The following is a 17,956-nucleotide window of genomic DNA, read 5'->3' on the forward strand; positions in this document are numbered from 1 at the left end:
ACCGGACCAACCGGACCAATGTGAGTCTGGCCACTCGAATCAGGCCGCCTGAATCCCCTTCGCCGCCTGGTCGGTCAAGGCCTTGGCCCGACCGGCATCAAGGGCCAGCTGGGTCTTGAGTTCCTCCGCACCGGCATACCGCTCCTGGGGGCGCAGGAAGTCCAGGAATTCGATACGAACCCGGTGCCCGTACAGCTCCAACCAGTCAGCGGTGATGACGTTGGCCTCCAACACCCGTTCCGCTCGTCCTCCCTCGGGCAGGAAGGTCTCCTTGGTACCGATTGAGATGGCCGCGGGCATCCGCCAGGGCGATCCAGGGGCCAGGCGGACATGAAGGTCGAGCCCCATAGACGAGTCCCGGGGCGGAACAGCCTTCCCATCCCCGCCTCCGGCAGCCCGGTACGGGCCCATGTCGACCAGCCAGCCGGCGTAGACCCCGTCCATCGGCATATAACCGCTGTGCTCCCGGCTCAGGTTGGCTGTGGGGAAGCCGAGCCCGCGTCCCCGCTGCTCACCATGGACCACCTCCCCCTCAACCGAATGGGGACGGCCCAGTATCACACCCGCCTCCCGCACACGGCCCCGGGCCAGGAGGTGCCGCAGGTTGGATGTACTCCAGGCCCTGATCTTCCTATGACCGGCGGGGGTGGATTCTCCCCTCTCCCCGCTACCACCTCGGGCCGGACCTGATGCCTGCCCATCCAAGGAGACGTACCCGGGGCCCCTGTCATCCACCAGGTCCAAACGGAACATACCCGTTTCCTCGGCCAGGTTCCCTATGGCCGTGACATCGCCGGCCCGTCCCGACCCCATCCGGGCATCCCTGCCCAGGACCAGGGTCTGCATGCCCAGCTTGTCGACCAGCTGCCTGATGAAGAACCGGTATGATTTGGCGGCGAAGGCCAGGGTGTAGTGAACGACCAGGGCCCGGTCCAGTCCCAGGTCCTCCATCAGGCGGATGCGCTCATCTACCCCCATGACCTCTTCCGGGTCATAGCCCAGCAGGCCATCGGGCAGGTCGGCCATGACATGGTCGGCCGCGTAGAGATGGACCCGCTTGGGACTGGGATCGAACATGATGGCCACCGAGGTGGAATCGGATTCCGCCGCCAGGTCGACCACGCGTTTCAGCAGGGCCTGATGCCCCCGGTGCACCCCATCGAACTCGCCCACGGTCAGCACGGAACCCCTGGTCGTACTCAACATCGGCCATTCCACTATCCCGGCCGGATTTGGTTTCAACCTGCTGACTTTCATCTGCTTCCCGTCGACTGTGGTGGCCCTCCCGGTATGGAAGAGGCCCGGTCAATTAGCACTTTAACCCAGGCCGGGAGCCCAGGCAATACACTTCACCATTGGGAACCGCGGTGGAAGACCACGTCCGGCTTGGCCAAGGAATCCTTATAAGGAACCAGGACCGCCGCCAGGTACGGGCCCTCGCCATCCCGGGCCACGGCAGCCGTCGGCCCATTGACCTGCGCCTTCAGGAAGCGCCCGTTGGCCAACATGGCCGCCTCCTCCCGGTCCACCTCGACTGTGGACATGATCAGGTTGGCTGCGTCGACCAGACTGATCGAGTCCCGCAGAATCTCCTCCGCGGGCTGTGCCAGGTCCACCCGGTTCCTGGTCTCCTCCTGGCCCTGGCGGTTCCTGTAGGTCCGGGAGGAGACCTGACCGGTGACGATCCTGCCTTGAAGGGCCGGGTCTCCTATATCGAACCGGCCCACCCGGGTTCGGCGCAGGCTGGTCAGGTGACCACCCGTGCCCAACAGGCCGCCCAGGTCCCTGGCCAGGGCACGTATATAAGTACCACTGGAGCAGGTCACCGCCACATCCAGATCGACCACTTCCGTATCACGTGCTTCAGTATCGACCACTTCCGTATCGACCCGGTCGGTCCCGACCGTTTCTGCCCCGGTCGCATCCGTCTTGCTCGCATCGGTACCGGTGAGGTCTCTGCCCTGATTCTGGGAGGTTTCGCCCGGTGGGCCGCCATGCAGGGTCAAGGGTCGATAATCCAGGACCTGGAACCGATCGATATGAATCGGCCGGGACTGCAGCTCGACCTCCTTGCCCTGCCTGGCCAGGTCATAGGCGCGGCGGCCGTTGACCTTGATGGCGGAGAAGGAGTCGGGGACCTGGTTGATGTCGCCGGTAAGGTGATCGGCGATGGTGCTCTCCACCATGGCTCGGCCAAGGTTCTTGACAGCCAGCCGCGAGTCCGCCTTGGCCGGCAGGATCTTACCGTCGGCATCGTCCGTGGTGGTGGCCTGGCCCAGCCGGATCGTGGCCAGATACGTCTTGTCATGCCCGACGATCACCTTGAGCAGGCGGGTGGCCTGGCCGAAACCGATGATCAGAAGGCCTGTGGCCATGGGGTCCAGGGTTCCGGCGTGCCCCACACGGCGTATGCCCAGGGTGGACCGTATGGCCGCGACCAGGTCGTGGCTGGTCACCCCTTTGGGCTTATCGACCAGGACGATCCCCGACCGGTCAGCCTGTTCGGGTCCTTTCATGCTATTCGCCTTTCCCGTCTCTCCTTGGCCCGAAATGACCCTGCCTCCACACGCTTTACGGCGTCCATGAACCGACCGCACGTCATCATTCCTCGTCGGGCCAGGACAGCATGGAGGCCGTTTTCACCGAAGCACCGCTTGGCTGATCGTCCTGTTCCTCTCGATCATCCAGATCGTTTCCTGAACGGCCGCCCCGGTCATCATCCCCGGGCCATTCACCGTCCCTGGTCGAGTCATCTTCGTCAAGGCTCGATTCGTCCTGATCGGCGCCATCAGGCTCTTGGTCCTCATCGTCGTCATGCCGGTAGGGGTCCGGGTCACCGGCGTACTGGGCGGTGGCCCTGGCCTTGGCGATCTCCTCGTCCCTGTGACGGGCGGCGGTGAGCACATCCTCGATCTCGTTGGCCTCGGCGGGCACCTCGTCATAGATGAACCGCAGGGTCGGGGTCAGACGGAGCCCCGCCCTGGCGCCAACCAGGGAACGCAGGCGTCCACTGGCCTGACGAAGGGCCTGTTGGGCCCGCTTCCGATCACCCTGCTCACGACCTTCCCGTCCCAGCTGTGTCCAGTAGATCTTGGCTATCTGCAGGTCGTTGGTCACCCGTACCTCGGTGATGGTGACACCGTTCAGCCGCTTGTCATGCAGTTGTGATTCCAAGGATGACGCAATGACCCGCTGAATCAGCGCCGCGACTCGTACGGCGCGCGGATTGGATCCCATCCCCGTTCCTTTCTCATGCCCTGTCATGGAAGTCCGCCCCGGTCGGGATGACCCGAACCGGGGCGGAGGACCAGACCCGGTGTCCGGTCAGGTCGACGACCGCTGCCGCCGACCTCCGGCCACCTTGTGTGTCTCTGGTTACTTGCGTTCGACCTCGCGCATCTCGAAGGTCTCGATGATGTCGCCGATTTCGATGTCGTTGAAGGAGCCCAGGTTGATGCCCGCCTCGTAGCCCTCGGAGACCTCGTTGACGTCGTCCTTGAACCGACGCAGGGAGGAGATCTCCAGGTCGTTGACGGTGACGACACCGTTTCGGGCGATACGGGCCTTGGTGCCGCGCTTGACGGTACCGTCCTGGACCATGACACCTGCGATGTTGCCGAACTTGGAGGAACGGAAGATCTCGCGGATCTCCGAGTGGGAGGTGGTGACCTCCTCGTACTCCGGCTTGAGCATCCCCTTGAGGGAGGCCTCGATGTCCTCGATGGCGTTGTAGATGACCGAGTAGTACTTGATCTCCACACCCTCGCGGTCCGCGAGCTCCTGGACCTGACGGTTGGGCCGTACGTTGAAGCCGATGATGACGGCCTTGTCGACGGTGGCCAGGTTGACGTCGTTCTGGGTGATGGCACCCACACCGCGATGGATCACCTGGATGCCGACCTCGTCGGAGACCTCGATCTTCATCAGGGAGTCTTCCAGCGCCTCGACGGAACCGGAGGAATCGCCCTTGATGACGATGTTGAGCATGTCGACCTCGGACTTGGCGAACTGCTCCTTGAGACTCTCCAGGGAGACCACCTTGCGGCGCTTGGCCAACTGGGCCGCACGGGCCGTGGCCTCACGCTTCTCTGCGATCTGACGGGCGGTGCGATCGTCCGGGGCCACCAGGAAGAGGTCGCCGGCGGTGGGCACGGAGGTGAGACCGAGCACCTGAACAGGAGTGGAGGGACCGGCGGCATCCATCTGATTGCCGTTCTCATCCAGCATGGCGCGGACACGGCCATAGGCCGAACCGGCGACGATGGCGTCTCCCACATGCAGGGTCCCCTGCTGGACCAGGACCGTGGCCACGGCTCCGCGGCCCTTGTCCAGACGGGCCTCGACCGTGGCGCCACGAGCGTCCATGTCGGGGTTGGCCCTCAGGTCCAGGTCGGCATCGGCCGTCAGAAGGACGGCCTCGAGCAGTTTGTCCACGTTGGTACCCAGCTTGGCGGAGATGTCGACGAACATGGTGTCGCCGCCGTACTCCTCGGAGACCAGACCGAACTCGGTGAGCTGGCCGCGCACCTTCTCGGGGTTGGCCCCGTCCACATCGATCTTGTTGACCGCCACGACAATCGGCACGTGGGCCGCCTGGGCGTGGTTGATGGCCTCGACGGTCTGGGGCATGACACCATCATCGGCCGCCACCACCAGGATGGCGACGTCGGTCAGCTCGGCACCGCGGGCACGCATGGCCGTGAAGGCCTCGTGACCAGGGGTGTCGAGGAAGGTGATCTTGCGGTCCTCGCCCTCCAGCTTGACTGTGGCCTGGTAGGCGCCGATGCGCTGGGTGATGCCACCGGCCTCGTGGGTGGTGGTGTTGGTCTTGCGGATGGTGTCCAGGAGTCGCGTCTTGCCGTGATCCACGTGGCCCATGACCGTGACCACCGGCGGACGGGGCTTCAGGTTCTCGTCGTCCTGGTCCTGACGCTCCTCGTCCAGGTCGATGTCGAACTGCTGGAGGAGTTCCTTGTCCTCTTCCTCGGCGGAGACGATCCTGATCTTCCAGCCGATCTCCTCACCAAGGATCTGGAAGGTGGCCTCGTCCAGGGACTGGGTGGCCGTGGCCATCTCGCCCAGGTGGAAGAGGACCGTGACCAGGGCCGCGGGGTTGACGTTGATCTTGTCGGCCAGGTCGGCCAGGGTGGCGCCCTGACGCAGCTGGACGGTACGACCGTTACCGGCGGGGATGCGGACACCGCCGATGACGGGTGCCTTCATCTCCTGGAATTCCTGCCTCTTGGCCATCCGGTTCTTGCGGGCCTTGGAGGACTTGCCTCCCTGACGACCGAAGGCACCTGCGGCACCACCACGACCACGACCACGGGGGGCGCCGCCACCGGGATGGAATCCACCCGAGGCGGGGGCTGAGGAGGCTTCGAACTTGCCGCCACCGCCACCCTGACGCTGCTGGCCGCCGGGACGGTTGTGGCCCCACTGGCCCGGACGTGCGCCCTGGCCACCATGGGGAGCGCCACCACGTCCATTGCGGAACCCGCCATGACCACCCCTGCGGGTGTCGTTGACGGTGGGCCTCGCCATGGGGTGCGGCCTGGGAATGTCAGAAGGAACCGGTGCCTTCATGCCCTGCTTGCGGCTGAAGGGATTGTTGCCCGGACGAGGCGAGGACGCACCCGGACGACCGGTGTGGTGTGCCCCCGGTGCGCCGCCTGCGCCCGGACGCCCGCCACGCTGCCCCTGCGGACCAGGGCGGCCCATGGGAGACGAGGGCCTGGCCTGACGGGACTCGTTGCCATCATGCCCCTTGGAGGGCCGGGCCGGGGACCCATGCTCGGATCTGTCCTCCTCGCTGGACGAGGAGGAACCGGGCTTGGGGAAATGAGTGTTCGAAGACTGCCGGGGCTGCGAGGTGGGAGCCTCGGTCTGTGCTGCTGGGCGGGACTGGCCCGGCTTGGGGCCCTTGGCGGTTGCCGTTGGGCCGGGCTTGGCGCTGGTGCGCTGTGGTGATGAGGAGGTATGTGCCGACTGCCCGGGCTTGGCACCCTTGGCGGTGGTCTGATCGGACCCGCTCTGCGGGAAAGCGCTCTTGAGACGGCGCACTACCGGTGCTTCTACAGTGGAGGAGGCCGACTTGACGAACTCCCCCATGTCCTTCAACTTTTCAAGGACAGTCTTGCTGTCCACGCCAAATTCCTTGGCCAATTCATACACGCGTGCTTTGGGCACTTACTTTTCTCCTAACCGGACCGCGCATATGAATGGCGCGATCACTCTTCCATGACGGCGAACATATCCTGTATCATCGTGCGACCATGATTGTGTTACCTCGTCTCAGTGCCGGAGCCGGGAGCATGGGCCACCCGGCTCGGAATATCACATTCAGCATACTCGTCCGACTGGATGTTGCAGGTCACTTCTCTTCACTGGCGGAAGAAGGCTGGTTCCTCTCCTGTTCACGCAGTTTCTGCTGACGTGCCTCCTCGGACTCGATTCCGATCTTCCAACCGGTCAGCTTGGCGGCCAGCCGGGCGTTCTGCCCCTCCTTGCCGATGGCCAGGGAGAGCTGGGCGTCCTTGATGAAGGCGATGGCTGTGTGGTTGGTCTCACTGACGATCTCGACCTGGCGGACCACCGCAGGCGAGAGGGCCGCGGCCACGAACTTGGCCGGATCATCCGACCAATCGACGATGTCGATCTTCTCCGGCCCCAGATTCTCCATGACGGCACGCACCCTGGCTCCGGCAGGCCCGATCAGGGCCCCTTTGGGGTTGACCCCCTTCGTGTTGGCGCGGACGGCGATCTTGGTGCGGGCCCCGGCCTCACGGGCGATGGACATGATGGAGACGGCCCCGGAGACCACCTCCGGGACCTCCCTCTCGAAGAGACGGCGGACCAGTTCGGGGTGGGAACGCGAAACCACGATCTCCGGCCCCTTGAGACCACGGTTCACGTTGACCACATAGACCCTGATCCGCTCACCGTGCTTGTAGCGTTCGCCGGGAACCTGCTCACGTCTGGGAAGAATGGCCTCCACATCGCCAACTGCCACGTGGACATTGCTGGGGTCGTTGGCATCCTGCTGGACGACACCGGTGATCAGACGTCCCTTCTGGCCGGAGAAAGCCCCGAAGATGCGCTCATCTTCCGCCTGGCGGAAGAGCTGACGGATGATCTGCCTGGCCGTGGAGGCGGCCAGCCTACCGAAGTCCCTGGGCGTGTCGTCGTATTCATCCCCAAGGTCGTAACCTGGGTGCGGGTCATCCTCAGTGGGTTCCCGGGGAATTTCATCCTGGGCCCAGACCGTGAAGGCGCCTGCCCGTGAGTCCAGTTCCACCCGGGCATGACGGGCTGCGTGCGGTGATTTTTGGTAGGCAAGCAAGAGGGCCTCGCCCAAGGCTTGGTCCAAGGTCTCGGCATCAATCCCTTGCTCATTTGCCAGCTGATGAATCTCAGCCAGGTCCAGTTCCATGTCAAGACCTCCTATGAAGTTATCAGACCGTGCTTCTTACTGGTCTGCAATCCCTACTATCCTAACCATTCATGCAGACACTCCAGGATTCTTGCCTCACCAGCGCAACAGGGCGTGCAAGGAGGAGGATCCTTCGTCTTCTGTCGGCAGGGCTGGTGGGGGTCCTGTTGACCCCTGCCGTATCGGCCTGCTCCAATCGCACCCCCATCAGGGTAGCCAGCCAGGAGCCCGACGGGCTGAAGACCAGTGCCTGTGAGTCCGCCTATTCCAGGGCCTCCATCAGGGAGCATCGGGACAGGGGTCCACTCGGCATCCCCACCCCGGAATCCTTCGAAAAGACCGCCCAGGCCTGGGTGGATGCGGCCGTCAATTGCCCGGCCAGGAGGGACGAGGCCACCGTCTACAGCGCCCGTGCCCACCTCCGGGCCTGGCATCAGAAGACCGGGGACGACCCCCGGGCCAGACCGTCCACGGACCTGACCGTCGCCTCATCGGCGGATCTGGATACCGCCGCCTCATCCATGGGGAAGGATGCGGCCACCCAGGCAGCCGAGGGCGAGGACCAGGCGGGGTTCGCCGTATCGGTCCTGGCCTCCCGTACCGCCGGAGCGGAGTGGATGTTGGCCCTCTCCGATGCCCATACCACGGCCGGGCAGACCCTGGTCTCCCACCTGGATGCCGACCCACGCCCCGGCACCTACTCGGTTCAGGAACTCCTTGCCCATCCCGATACCATCATCGACAAGGCCAACGGGCTCCAGGCCCCGACCATCGCCGTGGTGGAGATGAACGCCGCCCGGACCATCGTGGCCTCCATACATGCCATGACAAAGACCACAACCGGATTCAGGCAGAACGGCGAGCGCCATGGCGGTTCGGCCAAGCAGGCCGCCGGCGACCACCAGGAGTCCCTGCGCGTGTTGACCAACCTGGCCATCTCGCACCTGTATCTGTCCCTGGCTTTCGGCTACCCCGATGTCGAGGCCGCCATCTTCGAGCCAACCGTCAAATCCTGAACTCAGTCCCAAATGACGGGATCAACCACCTTGAAGCTTGTACTCCCCAGGAGCACAGTCTGCAGACCGGTGATATCATGGAACGTGTTCCATACGGTGATTCCGATGGGACAGGGGGGGTCACCCTCGTCAGGGTAGGGGATGACATGGCGGAAGCCTATATGTCATCCCCTACCCTGACGAGGGCCTGAACCGTGTTCGGCCATCGCCACCACAACCAGGATCAATTGGACCAGGGCCAGTGCGGCCATGGCCATGAAGGCCATACCAACCCCCCGGTATCCCTCGGCCAGGGTCTGGACCTCCATGAAGCCGGCCGAACCGAAAGCACCGCCAAGGGTCCTCAGGGAGGTCAGGAGGGCACTGCCATCGGTCACCTGGGCTGGGGTCATGGTTCGCATGCCCCAGGTCACTATCGGGGTCATGATGCACCCCACTCCCAGGAGCCTGATCAGGTAGCAGAGGGCCAGGAGCCAGAGCTGGTCTGGATCATTGACGGCGGCCGTGCCCAGGCAGGAGGCCAGGAGGAGAAGACTGCCGGGAATGGCCAGCCCCCTGATACCGTGACGGTCATATATGCGGCCTGCCAAAGGGCTCATCAGGGCCATGGCCAGGGAACCGGGCATCATGACCAGCCCGGAGACCATGGCGGTGTCTCCCATGGTCTCCTGAATCAGGAGGGGATAGATAGCGGAACCGCCCATCATGACCAGATAGAGAAGAATGCTGACGACAAGGGCCACCCTGAACTCCCTGTTGCCCAGTGCGCGCAGGTCCAGGAAGGGATGGGAGGACTTCAGCTGCCTGCTGACGAAAACCGGGCCTGCCACAAGCCCGACGGCCAACGGGACTACCATATTCGGCCAGGGGCTGACGGTCATCTGCCCCAGTCCCCACAGGAGACCAGTCATGGTCAGGGCGCACAAAACCATAGAGACCGGGTCAAAGTCCAAGGAGATGGTCTGCCCGATGTTTCCGACCAGGACCAGGGAGGGGACCAGGACCAGGAGGGAGAGGACCAGCGTGATCAGGAAGACGCTCCTCCATCCGTGGGCATCGACCAGTAGGCCGGTCAGGGTGGGGGCGATCACCGGGGCCGCACTCGCGGCCAGCCCGTAGATTCCCATGACCAGCCCCTGGCGGTCGGGAGGATAAGCGGTCATGACCACGACCTGCAGGAGGGGAAGGATCATGGCGCTGCCCAGGGCCTGGAGGACCCGACCGCCCAGGAGGATCGGGAAATTCCAGGCCACCAGGTCGAGGAGGATGCCCAAGGCGAAGAGGCTCATGGCTGAGATGAAGACCACCCGGGTCGGGAAGCGCTTGATCAGGTAGGCCGTGGCCGGGACCATGATGGCCATGGTCAGGCTGAAGGCGCTGGTCAACCATTGGGCCCTGTCGGCCGTAAGAGAGAAGTCGGCCATGATGGCCGGCAGGGCCGTGGTCAGGGCCGTCTGCAGGAGGGATGTGACAATGGCTCCGCTCAGCAGTGTGCCGAAGATGGCATTGAGACGACGTCCAGTCATGGAGGATGGACCTTTCCGCCAGACCCCGATGCCCTCGTATGACATCTGTCGGGTTTTCGATAATTGCTCAGACATTGTGGAACAATACAAATCAGGCAACAATCATCAATCATTCGAAAAGTGTTGGATTAATACCCGCACGGAAGGGGACCATCCATGGCCAACACCAGATACAACCAGCGATACCGGGATGCCGAGACCCGGATGGAGGCCGCCATGCTCCACCTGATGGAGCGCATGGACTTCGATGACATCACCATCACCACCCTCTGCCAGGAAGCGGGGGTCAACCGTTCGACCTTCTATGCCCATTTCAGCGACATGGCCGAGATGCTGGATGCCATGGAGACCACACTGAGCCAGGAACTCCTGGACCGCTACACCGGTTTCACCCCACCCGGTCGGGGAAGCAGACAGATCCTCTCCCTGGCCGCCCTCGGCCCCTTCCTGGAACACATACGCCGACATCGCTTCTTCTACAGTGTGATCCTGAGGACCAGGAAGACCTTCCCCATCGAGCAGGGACAGGAACGCCTCCTGGAGGAGGTAATAAGACCGGCCTGCCTGCGTGTCGGCATCGACCGGCAGGAGGATATCGACTATTACCTGATCTACTTCGAGGCGGGCTTCTCGATGATTCTCAAACATTGGGTGGAGACGGACTGCGCCAAGGAGGTTGATCAACTGGCCAAAACCATCCACGCCTGCATCCCCGCCGTCCTCCAGGGCACCGACGACACAGGTTGACTTGAACAGAACCGGATCGACATCAGGCAAGAAAAAAGCCCCGCAGGTTACCCGGGGCTTGGATGGCGGTTGAGGAGAGATTCGAACTCTCGGAGGGGGTTACCCTCACACGCTTTCGAGGCGTGCTCCTTAGACCGCTCGGACACTCAACCGATGTCGTTGCACGACGCTGCCGAACAACAACTTTTCCATTATGCCACACCTTCCCCGACCGGCAAACCGCGTGGCGCACTGATGGGGACACCTATGGAGGCCATGGGCCCTCGTGCCCGGCAAGCCCCCTGTTGCAACCCTCCGGAAAGACCGCAATGGTTCGCGTTTCCCGATTGATTCAAGCCGGTTGGCACATGGAATCAGGAAGTCTCAAGGGTCCGCTTGGCCCTGATGGATGCCGCCCTGGCGGCCAACCGGTCGTCCGAGGGATACCGCACATGCTCAAGGGTCAGTCCGCAGGCGGCGGCAGGGCCCGTCGCGCCCTCCCTGACCGGGTGCTCCACCTTCCGGCAGAACCAGGAGACGGTCTGCTTGCCCAGCCCGACCCTCAGGGAGGCGTTGACCAGTGAGCGCACCATGTTGTGGGCGAAGGCGTCGGCCACAATCGTGAAACAGACCAGGCCCGACTCCAGCACGGGGGTGTCGTAGGCAGGGCCGGCCCAGTTGGAAGACTCCCCAACCCCGGAAGGCCTTTCAAGCAGGGAGCGTCTCGGCACCCTGTCCCAGTGGGCATAGAGGACCTTGCGAATCGTGGTTCCACCCTCATTGGCCGTGGCGAAGGACCCGAAGTCGTGCAACCCTGGACAGGAGGCCACCGCCTGGTTCATGGATTCGAGATTCAGTTGTCCATCCAGGGGCAGGACGAATCCTCGCATCCTCGGGTCCAGGTCGTCCGGTCGGTCACAGACCCGGTAGACATAGGTCCGTTCCAGGGCAGAGAAACGGGCATCGAATCCCTCAGGAGCCAGGCGCAGGTCGTGGAGGGCCATGTCGGCCGGCAGGAGGTGCCGCAGGCGGCGTTTCAGCGCCTCCACCGGATCCACATCCATGTGCCCCTGGCCGGATTCCAACAGGGCCCTGGGAATATCCAGATGGCAGACCTGGTGGGAGGCATGCACCCCGGTATCGGTACGTCCGGCCACCACCAGGTGAGGGTTCCAGACCGGACCTTGATTTCCCGCCCTCCTCCCCCGCTGGTGGGTGACCACTGCCAGAGCCTCCTCCAGACAGCCCTGGACGGTCCTCAGCGTGGGCTGCCGTGCCCATCCATAGAAGGCCCCACCCTGGTAGGCGAGTTCTAGGCGCAGCCGGACGGTGCCGGTCGAGCCTTCCACCTGGGGCGCCCCGCCTTCTTTCCGAACTTCTGCCACCGGTTGTCCTTTGCTCTTCGTATCGCGCTGCCGTTTAGCCCCGACTTAGGGCCAGGCGGGACGGGATATAGGCCCACTGATAAGGAGAAGGGCCGGGAAGTGATTCCCGACCCTTTACACAGGTCCGAACCGGCACCTGCAGACTTCCCTGTGAGTCCTACTTCTTGGAGGCCTTCTTGGCGTCCTCGGCCACGTCGGCGTCCTCTTCGGCGGCTGCCTCGGCCTGGTCGGCCTCATCGGCCGTCTTCTCCAGGTCCTCGGCGGCCTCATCGGCCTGGGCCACGTCCGTGTCGGACTCGTTGGCCTCGACGGCCTGGTTCACGGCGTCGTCGGCGGCACCTTCGGCGACGGCTGCATCGGCTGCTGCGGCAACCTCGGCATCATCATCCTTGGCAGCGACCTTGGCTGCAGCCTCGGCCTCCTTGACGGTGGCCTTCTTGGCGGACAGAGGCTCGGTAACGAGCTCGATGACGGCCTGGGGGGCGTTGTCGCCACGGCGGGGGGCGATCTTGGTGATACGGGTGTAGCCACCCTCGCGCTGCTCCATCTGCTCGGCGATCCGGGTGAAGAGGATGTGGACCACGGACTTGTCGCGGATCACCCTCATGACCCTGCGGCGAGAAGCCAGGTCACCACGCTTGGCGAAGGTGATCAGGCGCTCGGCCAGGGGGCGAAGCCTCTTGGCCTTGGACAGGGTGGTGGTGATACGACCATGGGCGAACAGGCTGGTGGCCATGTTGGCCAGCATCAAACGCTCATGGGCCGGGCTGGAGGCCAGACGGGGGCCCTTGCTGGGTTTTGGCATTGGATTATCTCCTTACAGGCCCCGGTAATCAGGTGGGCATTCGCCCGAACATCCGATTCCGGGGATTTCTTACTTCAACGGGCACCATAACAGAACTCGGGCATCCGCTCCCACGAAGGTTGACGGCAACCTCACTCGTCGTCAGGCGAGAAGAAGGTGCCCCCCTCGAGATTGTTGGTGTCGAAGCCCAGAGGCGACGCCTTCAGGGAAAGACCCATGCCTTCGAGCTTCTCCTTGACCTCGTCGATGGACTTCATACCGAAGTTGCGGATGTCGAGCAGGTCCTGCTCGGTGTGCGAAACCAGCTCACCGATGGTGTGGATACCCTCGCGCTTGAGGCAGTTATAGGAACGCTGCGTCAGGTTCAGGTCCTCGATCGGCACTGACATCTCCGGATCGGCCTCTTCGACAACAGGCTCGGGCCCGACCTCGACACCCTCGGCCTGGGTGTTGAGCTCGCGGCAGAGACCGAAGAGCTCCACCAGGGTGGAACCTGCCGATGCCACGGCGTCGCGCGGCGAGATGGCGGGCTTGGTCTCCACATCCAGGACCAGCTTGTCGAAGTCCGTGCGCTGCTCGACACGGGTGGCCTCGACCTTATAGCTGACCTTGAGAACCGGGGAGTAGATGGAATCGACCGGGATGCGGCCGATCTCATCGCTGTCCTGCTTGTTGAGCTGGGCCTGGACGTATCCACGACCCCTCTCGACGGTGAACTCGATCTCCAGCTCTCCATCATCCGCCAGGGTGGCGATGTGGAGATCCGGGTTGGCGATGGTGACGCCTGCCGGCGGGGTGATGTCCCCGGCGGTGGCTTCGCCCTTGCCGCTCTTACGCAGATACATGACCACGGGCTCGTCGTACTCGCTGTTCAGCACGATGCCCTTGATGTTGAGGAGGATCTCGGTGACGTCCTCTTCCACACCCGGCAGGGTGGTGAACTCATGCAGGGCTCCGGAGATACGGACCGAGGTGACGGCCGCACCGGGAATGGAGCTCAGCAGGGTACGACGCAGGGAATTACCCAGGGTATAGCCGAATCCGGGTTCCAGGGGCTCGATGGTGAAGCGGGAGCGCTGGGCATTGACGACTTCTTCGGTAAGTGTCGGACGCTGTGCAATAAGCACTGTTGCTATCCTTTCAGCTCCGACCGGCGGTGCACACACCGGTCTTCGCGGGTGGATTCATGGTTTTTCTAGTGCTCAGACGCGACGGCGCTTGGGAGGACGGACACCATTGTGTGCCTGGGGGGTCACATCGGAGATGGACCCGACCTCGAGACCTGCGGACTGCAGGGAACGGATGGCTGTCTCACGACCAGAGCCCGGGCCCTTGACGAAGACATCGACCTTCTTGACGCCGTGCTCCATGGCCTTGCGGGCTGCGGACTCGGCTGCCATACCCGCTGCATACGGGGTGGACTTACGGGAGCCCTTGAAGCCGACATCGCCACCTGATGCCCAGGCGACGACCGCGCCGGAGGGGTCCGTGATGGAGATGATGGTGTTGTTGAACGTTGACTTGATATGCGCCTGCCCGACGGGAACCGACTTGCGGTCCCTGCGACGAGGCTTGCGCGCGGCCTGCTTTGCTGCTGCCATTGATCCTCGTTTCCTTCTAACGAATTACTGATTGCTTGCTCGGGATAAGCGGGGGCGAACCCCTGTCCCGAATCCGGCCTTACTTCGTCGCCTTCTTCTTTCCGGCGACTGTGCGCTTCGGTCCCTTGCGGGTACGGGCGTTGGTCTTGGTACGCTGACCGCGCACGGGCAGACCCCTGCGGTGGCGCTGGCCCTGATAGCAATTGATCTGGATCTTACGGCGAATATCGGCGTCAATCTCACGACGCAGATCACCCTCGATCTTGTAGTTGCCTTCGAGGTAATCACGCAGCGTAATCAGCTGCTCATCCGTGAGATCCTTGACGCGGGTGTCCGGATTCACTCCGGTCGCGGCAAGTGTTTCCTTGGCACGAGTACGCCCGACACCGAAAATGTAGGTGAGGGCTATCTCGATGCGCTTCTCGTTGGGGATGTCGACTCCGGCAAGACGTGCCATTGCGATTCCTTTTTGTTCTACGCAGGTCGTGCACCAAGTCTTCCGGTCTCCCGGCCCGGGCCTGCGCACCCGGGGTTCAGTCTGACGACTGTGACTCAGCGCCTTTGTGTTTCGTTGCCGCTGGAAATCCGCTCAGCCCTGGCGCTGCTTGTGGCGCGGGTTTTTGCAGATCACCATGACGCGGCCGTGTCGACGAATCACGCGGCAGTTCTCGCAGATTCTCTTCACACTAGGGCTGACCTTCATGGTTTTCCTTTACTTGTGTACCTATCACTTGTACCGGTACGTAATACGACCGCGGTTCAGATCGTAGGGACTCATTTCAAGCACCACCCTGTCCTGGGGCAGAATGCGGATGTAGTTCTTGCGCATCTTGCCTGAAATGGTGGCCAGGACAATGTGCTTGTTCTCGAGCTCGACGCGAAACATTGCATTCGGCAACGCCTCGACGACCCGCCCCTCAACTTCAATCACACCATCTTTTGCCATAAGCCTTCTATCCGATCCTCGGCTGATTACACAACGCGTCAGAAGACACGCCAAATTGCAAGTATAGCATCAATGGATACAACTCGGTTAAGTGGCGTGTTGATATAGCAAAGGGGCCGCACCAATGTGGCCTGCCATGCACAACCATCATAGCAGGACACCGGCGCGGTCCCTCCCGGATCGAAGAACAAACCGGAAAACCGCGGACCGACAGGGGGTGGAGAAATCCCGAATCGACCCGCGGAGCTCTTATACGGCTTTACCCCGGACCGTCGCCGGACCGGAGCAGAAAGCGGCCCTCAGTCCTCGATGGCGATGGACTGCTTGTTGTCGACCTGCTTGACGCTGGCCTTGGGCAGGCTGATCTCCAGGGTGCCGTTGGTGTACTTGGCGTGGATGTCCTCCTGGCGGACATTATCGCCGACGTAGAAGCTGCGTGAGCAGGAACCGGTGTACCGCTCGCGACGGATCCACTGACCCTTGTCATCCTTGTCGCCCTGATCGGCGTTCTTCTGGGCCGAGACCACCAGGTAGCCGTCCTCCAACCGCAGGGAGATGTCCTTCTTGTCGAAGCCGGGCATATCCACGTCGATCTGATACTGGTCATCCTTCTCACGAACATCCGTGTTCATCAGCGGGCCGGCCATGGCGACACCCTTGCCGTCATCCTGACGACGGGCGTCACGCCAGTTGTTGAAGAAGGGATCGTCAAAGAAATCACTGAAAATCGAGTTGTTCATCAATGCAGGGAACATTGCCATAATTGCACTCCTTAATGCTGTCAAGTCGTTACCGCGGCAAGCGCCCCGCCGATGCCGCCCCCAGAAACCTGCGACCGACGGGACATCCGAGGCCTGTGACCTCTTCCTTGCCTGTCACTATCTTCAATTCCCCGGGTGCCCTCTTCATGCCCGGTTTTCACCCAGGGAATAAAAAGTTGAGTCAGACAGACTCAACTTTGAATCTTGGTCTTTCCGGCTTTCGAGAGGCAAGTGCCCACATCCTAAGACACATTGCGGTCCGGCTCTTGTTCCAGGGGGGCGCAGGACTTTAGAATGAGACCGATTCACTCAATCACGACACCGGTGGATGGGGACACGGTTCCCGTCGCACAGCCGACTATCAAGAATCATCAAGACCTAAGGAGCCTTGCATGTTTACCAATGAATATGTCAAGCGTGTCTACCAGCAGGTAGAGCGCCGCGACGGGAACCAGCCCGAATTCCTCCAAGCCGTCCGGGAGGTGTTCGAGAGCCTGGAGCCGGTGGTGGCCAAGCATCCCGAATATGAGGCCAACGGCGTCCTGGAGCGCCTGGTCGAACCGGAACGGGTGGTCAAGTTCCGCGTGGCCTGGACGGATGACCAGGGCAGGGTCCAGGTCAACCGGGGGTACCGGGTCCAGTTCAACTCGGCCATCGGGCCCTACAAGGGTGGTCTGCGCTTCCACCCCACCGTGACCGAGTCGGTAGTCAAGTTCCTCGGCTTCGAGCAGATCCTGAAGAATTCCCTGACCGGCCTGCCCATGGGCGGCGGCAAGGGCGGCTCGGACTTCGACCCCAAGGGGCGTTCGGATGCCGAGGTCATGCGCTTCTGCCAGGCCTTCATGACCGAGCTGCAGCGCCACATCGGCCAGTTCACCGACGTGCCCGCCGGCGACATCAACGTGGGTGGCCGAGAGATCGGCTACCTCTTCGGCCAGTACAAGCGCCTGCGCGACGAGTACTCGGGCGTGCTGACCGGCAAGGACATGACCTTCGGCGGATCCCTGGCCCGCACCGAGGCCACCGGCTACGGCCTCTGCTACTACACCCAGGAGGCCCTGAAGGCCCTGCGGCAGGACTCCCTTCAGGGCAAGACCGTCTCCATCTCCGGCTCGGGCAACGTGGCCATCTTCGCCACCGAGAAAGCCCAGCAGCTGGGCGCCAAGGTGGTGACCGCATCCGACTCCGACGGGTACGTCTACGATCCCGATGGAATCGACCTGAACCTGGTCAAGGACATCAAGCTGGGTCACCGCGGCCGAATCAAGGAGTACGCCGACCGGGTCCAGGGTGCCGAATACCACGAGGGCTGCAAGGGCGTCTGGACCGTTCCCTGCGATATCGCTTTGCCCTGCGCCACCCAGAACGAGATCGACGAGGAGTCCGCCGGGACCCTGGTCGCCAACGGGTGCACCGTGGTCTGCGAGGGTGCCAACATGCCCTCAACCCCCGGGGCCATTGCCGTCTACCAGGAGCAGGGACTGCTCTATGGCCCCGCCAAGGCGGCCAACGCCGGCGGCGTGGCCGTCTCCGGTCTGGAGATGAGCCAGAACTCCCTCCGCCTCCAGTGGACCTTCGACGAGGTGGACCAACGGCTGAAGGACATCATGACCGACATCTTCCAGAAGTCCTACGAGGCCTCCAAGGAGTATGGCAAGCCCGGTGACCTGATGCTGGGCGCCAACGTGGCCGGCTTCACCAAGGTCGCCGATGCCATGGTGGCCCAGGGCGTGCTCTGAACCCACGGGCGGTGAGTCC

At 63.0% G+C, this 17,956-nt stretch carries 17 protein-coding genes and 1 tRNA gene; 3 read left to right on the top strand and 15 right to left on the bottom strand.

What is annotated here, in order from left to right; all coding sequences use genetic code 11:
* Positions 1-39: 39 nt before the first annotated feature.
* The 5 genes from ribF to nusA form a co-directional block, all read right to left on the bottom strand.
* Complete coding sequence (ribF, locus tag AACP59_RS05090; protein WP_339350170.1) at positions 40-1,257, bottom strand: bifunctional riboflavin kinase/FMN adenylyltransferase; 1,218 nt, start codon at positions 1,255-1,257, stop codon at positions 40-42.
* Positions 1,258-1,349: 92 nt separating this feature from the next.
* A complete protein-coding gene (gene truB / locus AACP59_RS05095) occupies positions 1,350-2,516 on the bottom strand; it encodes a tRNA pseudouridine(55) synthase TruB (RefSeq protein ID WP_339350172.1) in 1,167 nt (388 codons plus the stop codon).
* An 85-nt stretch (positions 2,517-2,601) separates the two neighbouring features.
* A complete protein-coding gene (gene rbfA / locus AACP59_RS05100) occupies positions 2,602-3,237 on the bottom strand; it encodes a 30S ribosome-binding factor RbfA (RefSeq protein WP_370465968.1) in 636 nt (211 codons plus the stop codon).
* 138 nt (positions 3,238-3,375) lie between these two features.
* Entirely contained in the window at positions 3,376-6,189 is a 2,814-nt protein-coding gene (infB, locus tag AACP59_RS05105; RefSeq protein WP_339350174.1) for a translation initiation factor IF-2, read from the bottom strand.
* 184 nt (positions 6,190-6,373) lie between these two features.
* A complete protein-coding gene (gene nusA / locus AACP59_RS05110; RefSeq protein ID WP_339350175.1) occupies positions 6,374-7,432 on the bottom strand; it encodes a transcription termination factor NusA in 1,059 nt (352 codons plus the stop codon).
* A 155-nt stretch (positions 7,433-7,587) separates the two neighbouring features.
* Between nusA and AACP59_RS05115 the strand changes: the two genes are divergently transcribed.
* Complete coding sequence (locus tag AACP59_RS05115; protein WP_297316353.1) at positions 7,588-8,448, top strand: hypothetical protein; 861 nt, start codon at positions 7,588-7,590, stop codon at positions 8,446-8,448.
* Positions 8,449-8,612: 164 nt separating this feature from the next.
* Here the strand turns inward: AACP59_RS05115 and AACP59_RS05120 are convergent, their stop codons facing one another.
* Positions 8,613-9,974 carry a DHA2 family efflux MFS transporter permease subunit gene (locus tag AACP59_RS05120; RefSeq protein ID WP_339350178.1) on the bottom strand — a complete coding sequence of 454 codons (1,362 nt, stop codon included), beginning with the start codon at positions 9,972-9,974 and terminating at the stop codon, positions 8,613-8,615.
* A 156-nt stretch (positions 9,975-10,130) separates the two neighbouring features.
* Between AACP59_RS05120 and AACP59_RS05125 the strand changes: the two genes are divergently transcribed.
* On the top strand, positions 10,131-10,721 hold the full coding sequence (locus AACP59_RS05125; RefSeq protein ID WP_339350179.1) for a TetR/AcrR family transcriptional regulator: 591 nt from the start codon (positions 10,131-10,133) through the stop codon (positions 10,719-10,721).
* Between the two features lie 63 nt (positions 10,722-10,784).
* Here AACP59_RS05125 and AACP59_RS05130 read toward each other — a convergent pair.
* From AACP59_RS05130 to AACP59_RS05170, 9 genes are all read right to left on the bottom strand, one after another.
* Positions 10,785-10,873 (bottom strand) — tRNA-Ser (locus tag AACP59_RS05130).
* Positions 10,874-11,074: 201 nt separating this feature from the next.
* Entirely contained in the window at positions 11,075-12,022 is a 948-nt protein-coding gene (locus AACP59_RS05135) for a tRNA pseudouridine synthase A (RefSeq protein ID WP_339350415.1), read from the bottom strand.
* A 220-nt stretch (positions 12,023-12,242) separates the two neighbouring features.
* A complete protein-coding gene (gene rplQ / locus AACP59_RS05140) occupies positions 12,243-12,890 on the bottom strand; it encodes a 50S ribosomal protein L17 (protein WP_339350180.1) in 648 nt (215 codons plus the stop codon).
* 131 nt (positions 12,891-13,021) lie between these two features.
* Positions 13,022-14,017 (bottom strand): DNA-directed RNA polymerase subunit alpha, encoded by a 996-nt coding sequence (locus AACP59_RS05145; RefSeq protein ID WP_297316357.1) that lies wholly within the window; start codon positions 14,015-14,017, stop codon positions 13,022-13,024.
* Between the two features lie 75 nt (positions 14,018-14,092).
* A complete protein-coding gene (gene rpsK, locus AACP59_RS05150; protein ID WP_015022328.1) occupies positions 14,093-14,491 on the bottom strand; it encodes a 30S ribosomal protein S11 in 399 nt (132 codons plus the stop codon).
* 79 nt (positions 14,492-14,570) lie between these two features.
* Positions 14,571-14,948 carry a 30S ribosomal protein S13 gene (gene rpsM / locus AACP59_RS05155; protein ID WP_015022329.1) on the bottom strand — a complete coding sequence of 126 codons (378 nt, stop codon included), beginning with the start codon at positions 14,946-14,948 and terminating at the stop codon, positions 14,571-14,573.
* A 132-nt stretch (positions 14,949-15,080) separates the two neighbouring features.
* Positions 15,081-15,194, bottom strand: coding sequence for a 50S ribosomal protein L36 (gene rpmJ, locus AACP59_RS05160; protein WP_015022330.1), 114 nt, complete (start codon positions 15,192-15,194; stop codon positions 15,081-15,083).
* A 24-nt stretch (positions 15,195-15,218) separates the two neighbouring features.
* A complete protein-coding gene (gene infA / locus AACP59_RS05165; RefSeq protein ID WP_004268611.1) occupies positions 15,219-15,437 on the bottom strand; it encodes a translation initiation factor IF-1 in 219 nt (72 codons plus the stop codon).
* A 299-nt stretch (positions 15,438-15,736) separates the two neighbouring features.
* Entirely contained in the window at positions 15,737-16,198 is a 462-nt protein-coding gene (locus AACP59_RS05170; protein ID WP_297316358.1) for an Hsp20/alpha crystallin family protein, read from the bottom strand.
* Positions 16,199-16,590: 392 nt separating this feature from the next.
* Here AACP59_RS05170 and gdhA point away from each other — a divergent pair, with 392 nt between their 5' ends.
* Entirely contained in the window at positions 16,591-17,937 is a 1,347-nt protein-coding gene (gdhA, locus tag AACP59_RS05175; protein WP_297316359.1) for an NADP-specific glutamate dehydrogenase, read from the top strand.
* The last annotated feature ends 19 nt before the right edge of the window (positions 17,938-17,956 follow it).

This window comes from Bifidobacterium indicum (genome assembly GCF_036987015.1).
Taxonomy (GTDB): domain Bacteria; phylum Actinomycetota; class Actinomycetes; order Actinomycetales; family Bifidobacteriaceae; genus Bombiscardovia; species Bombiscardovia indica.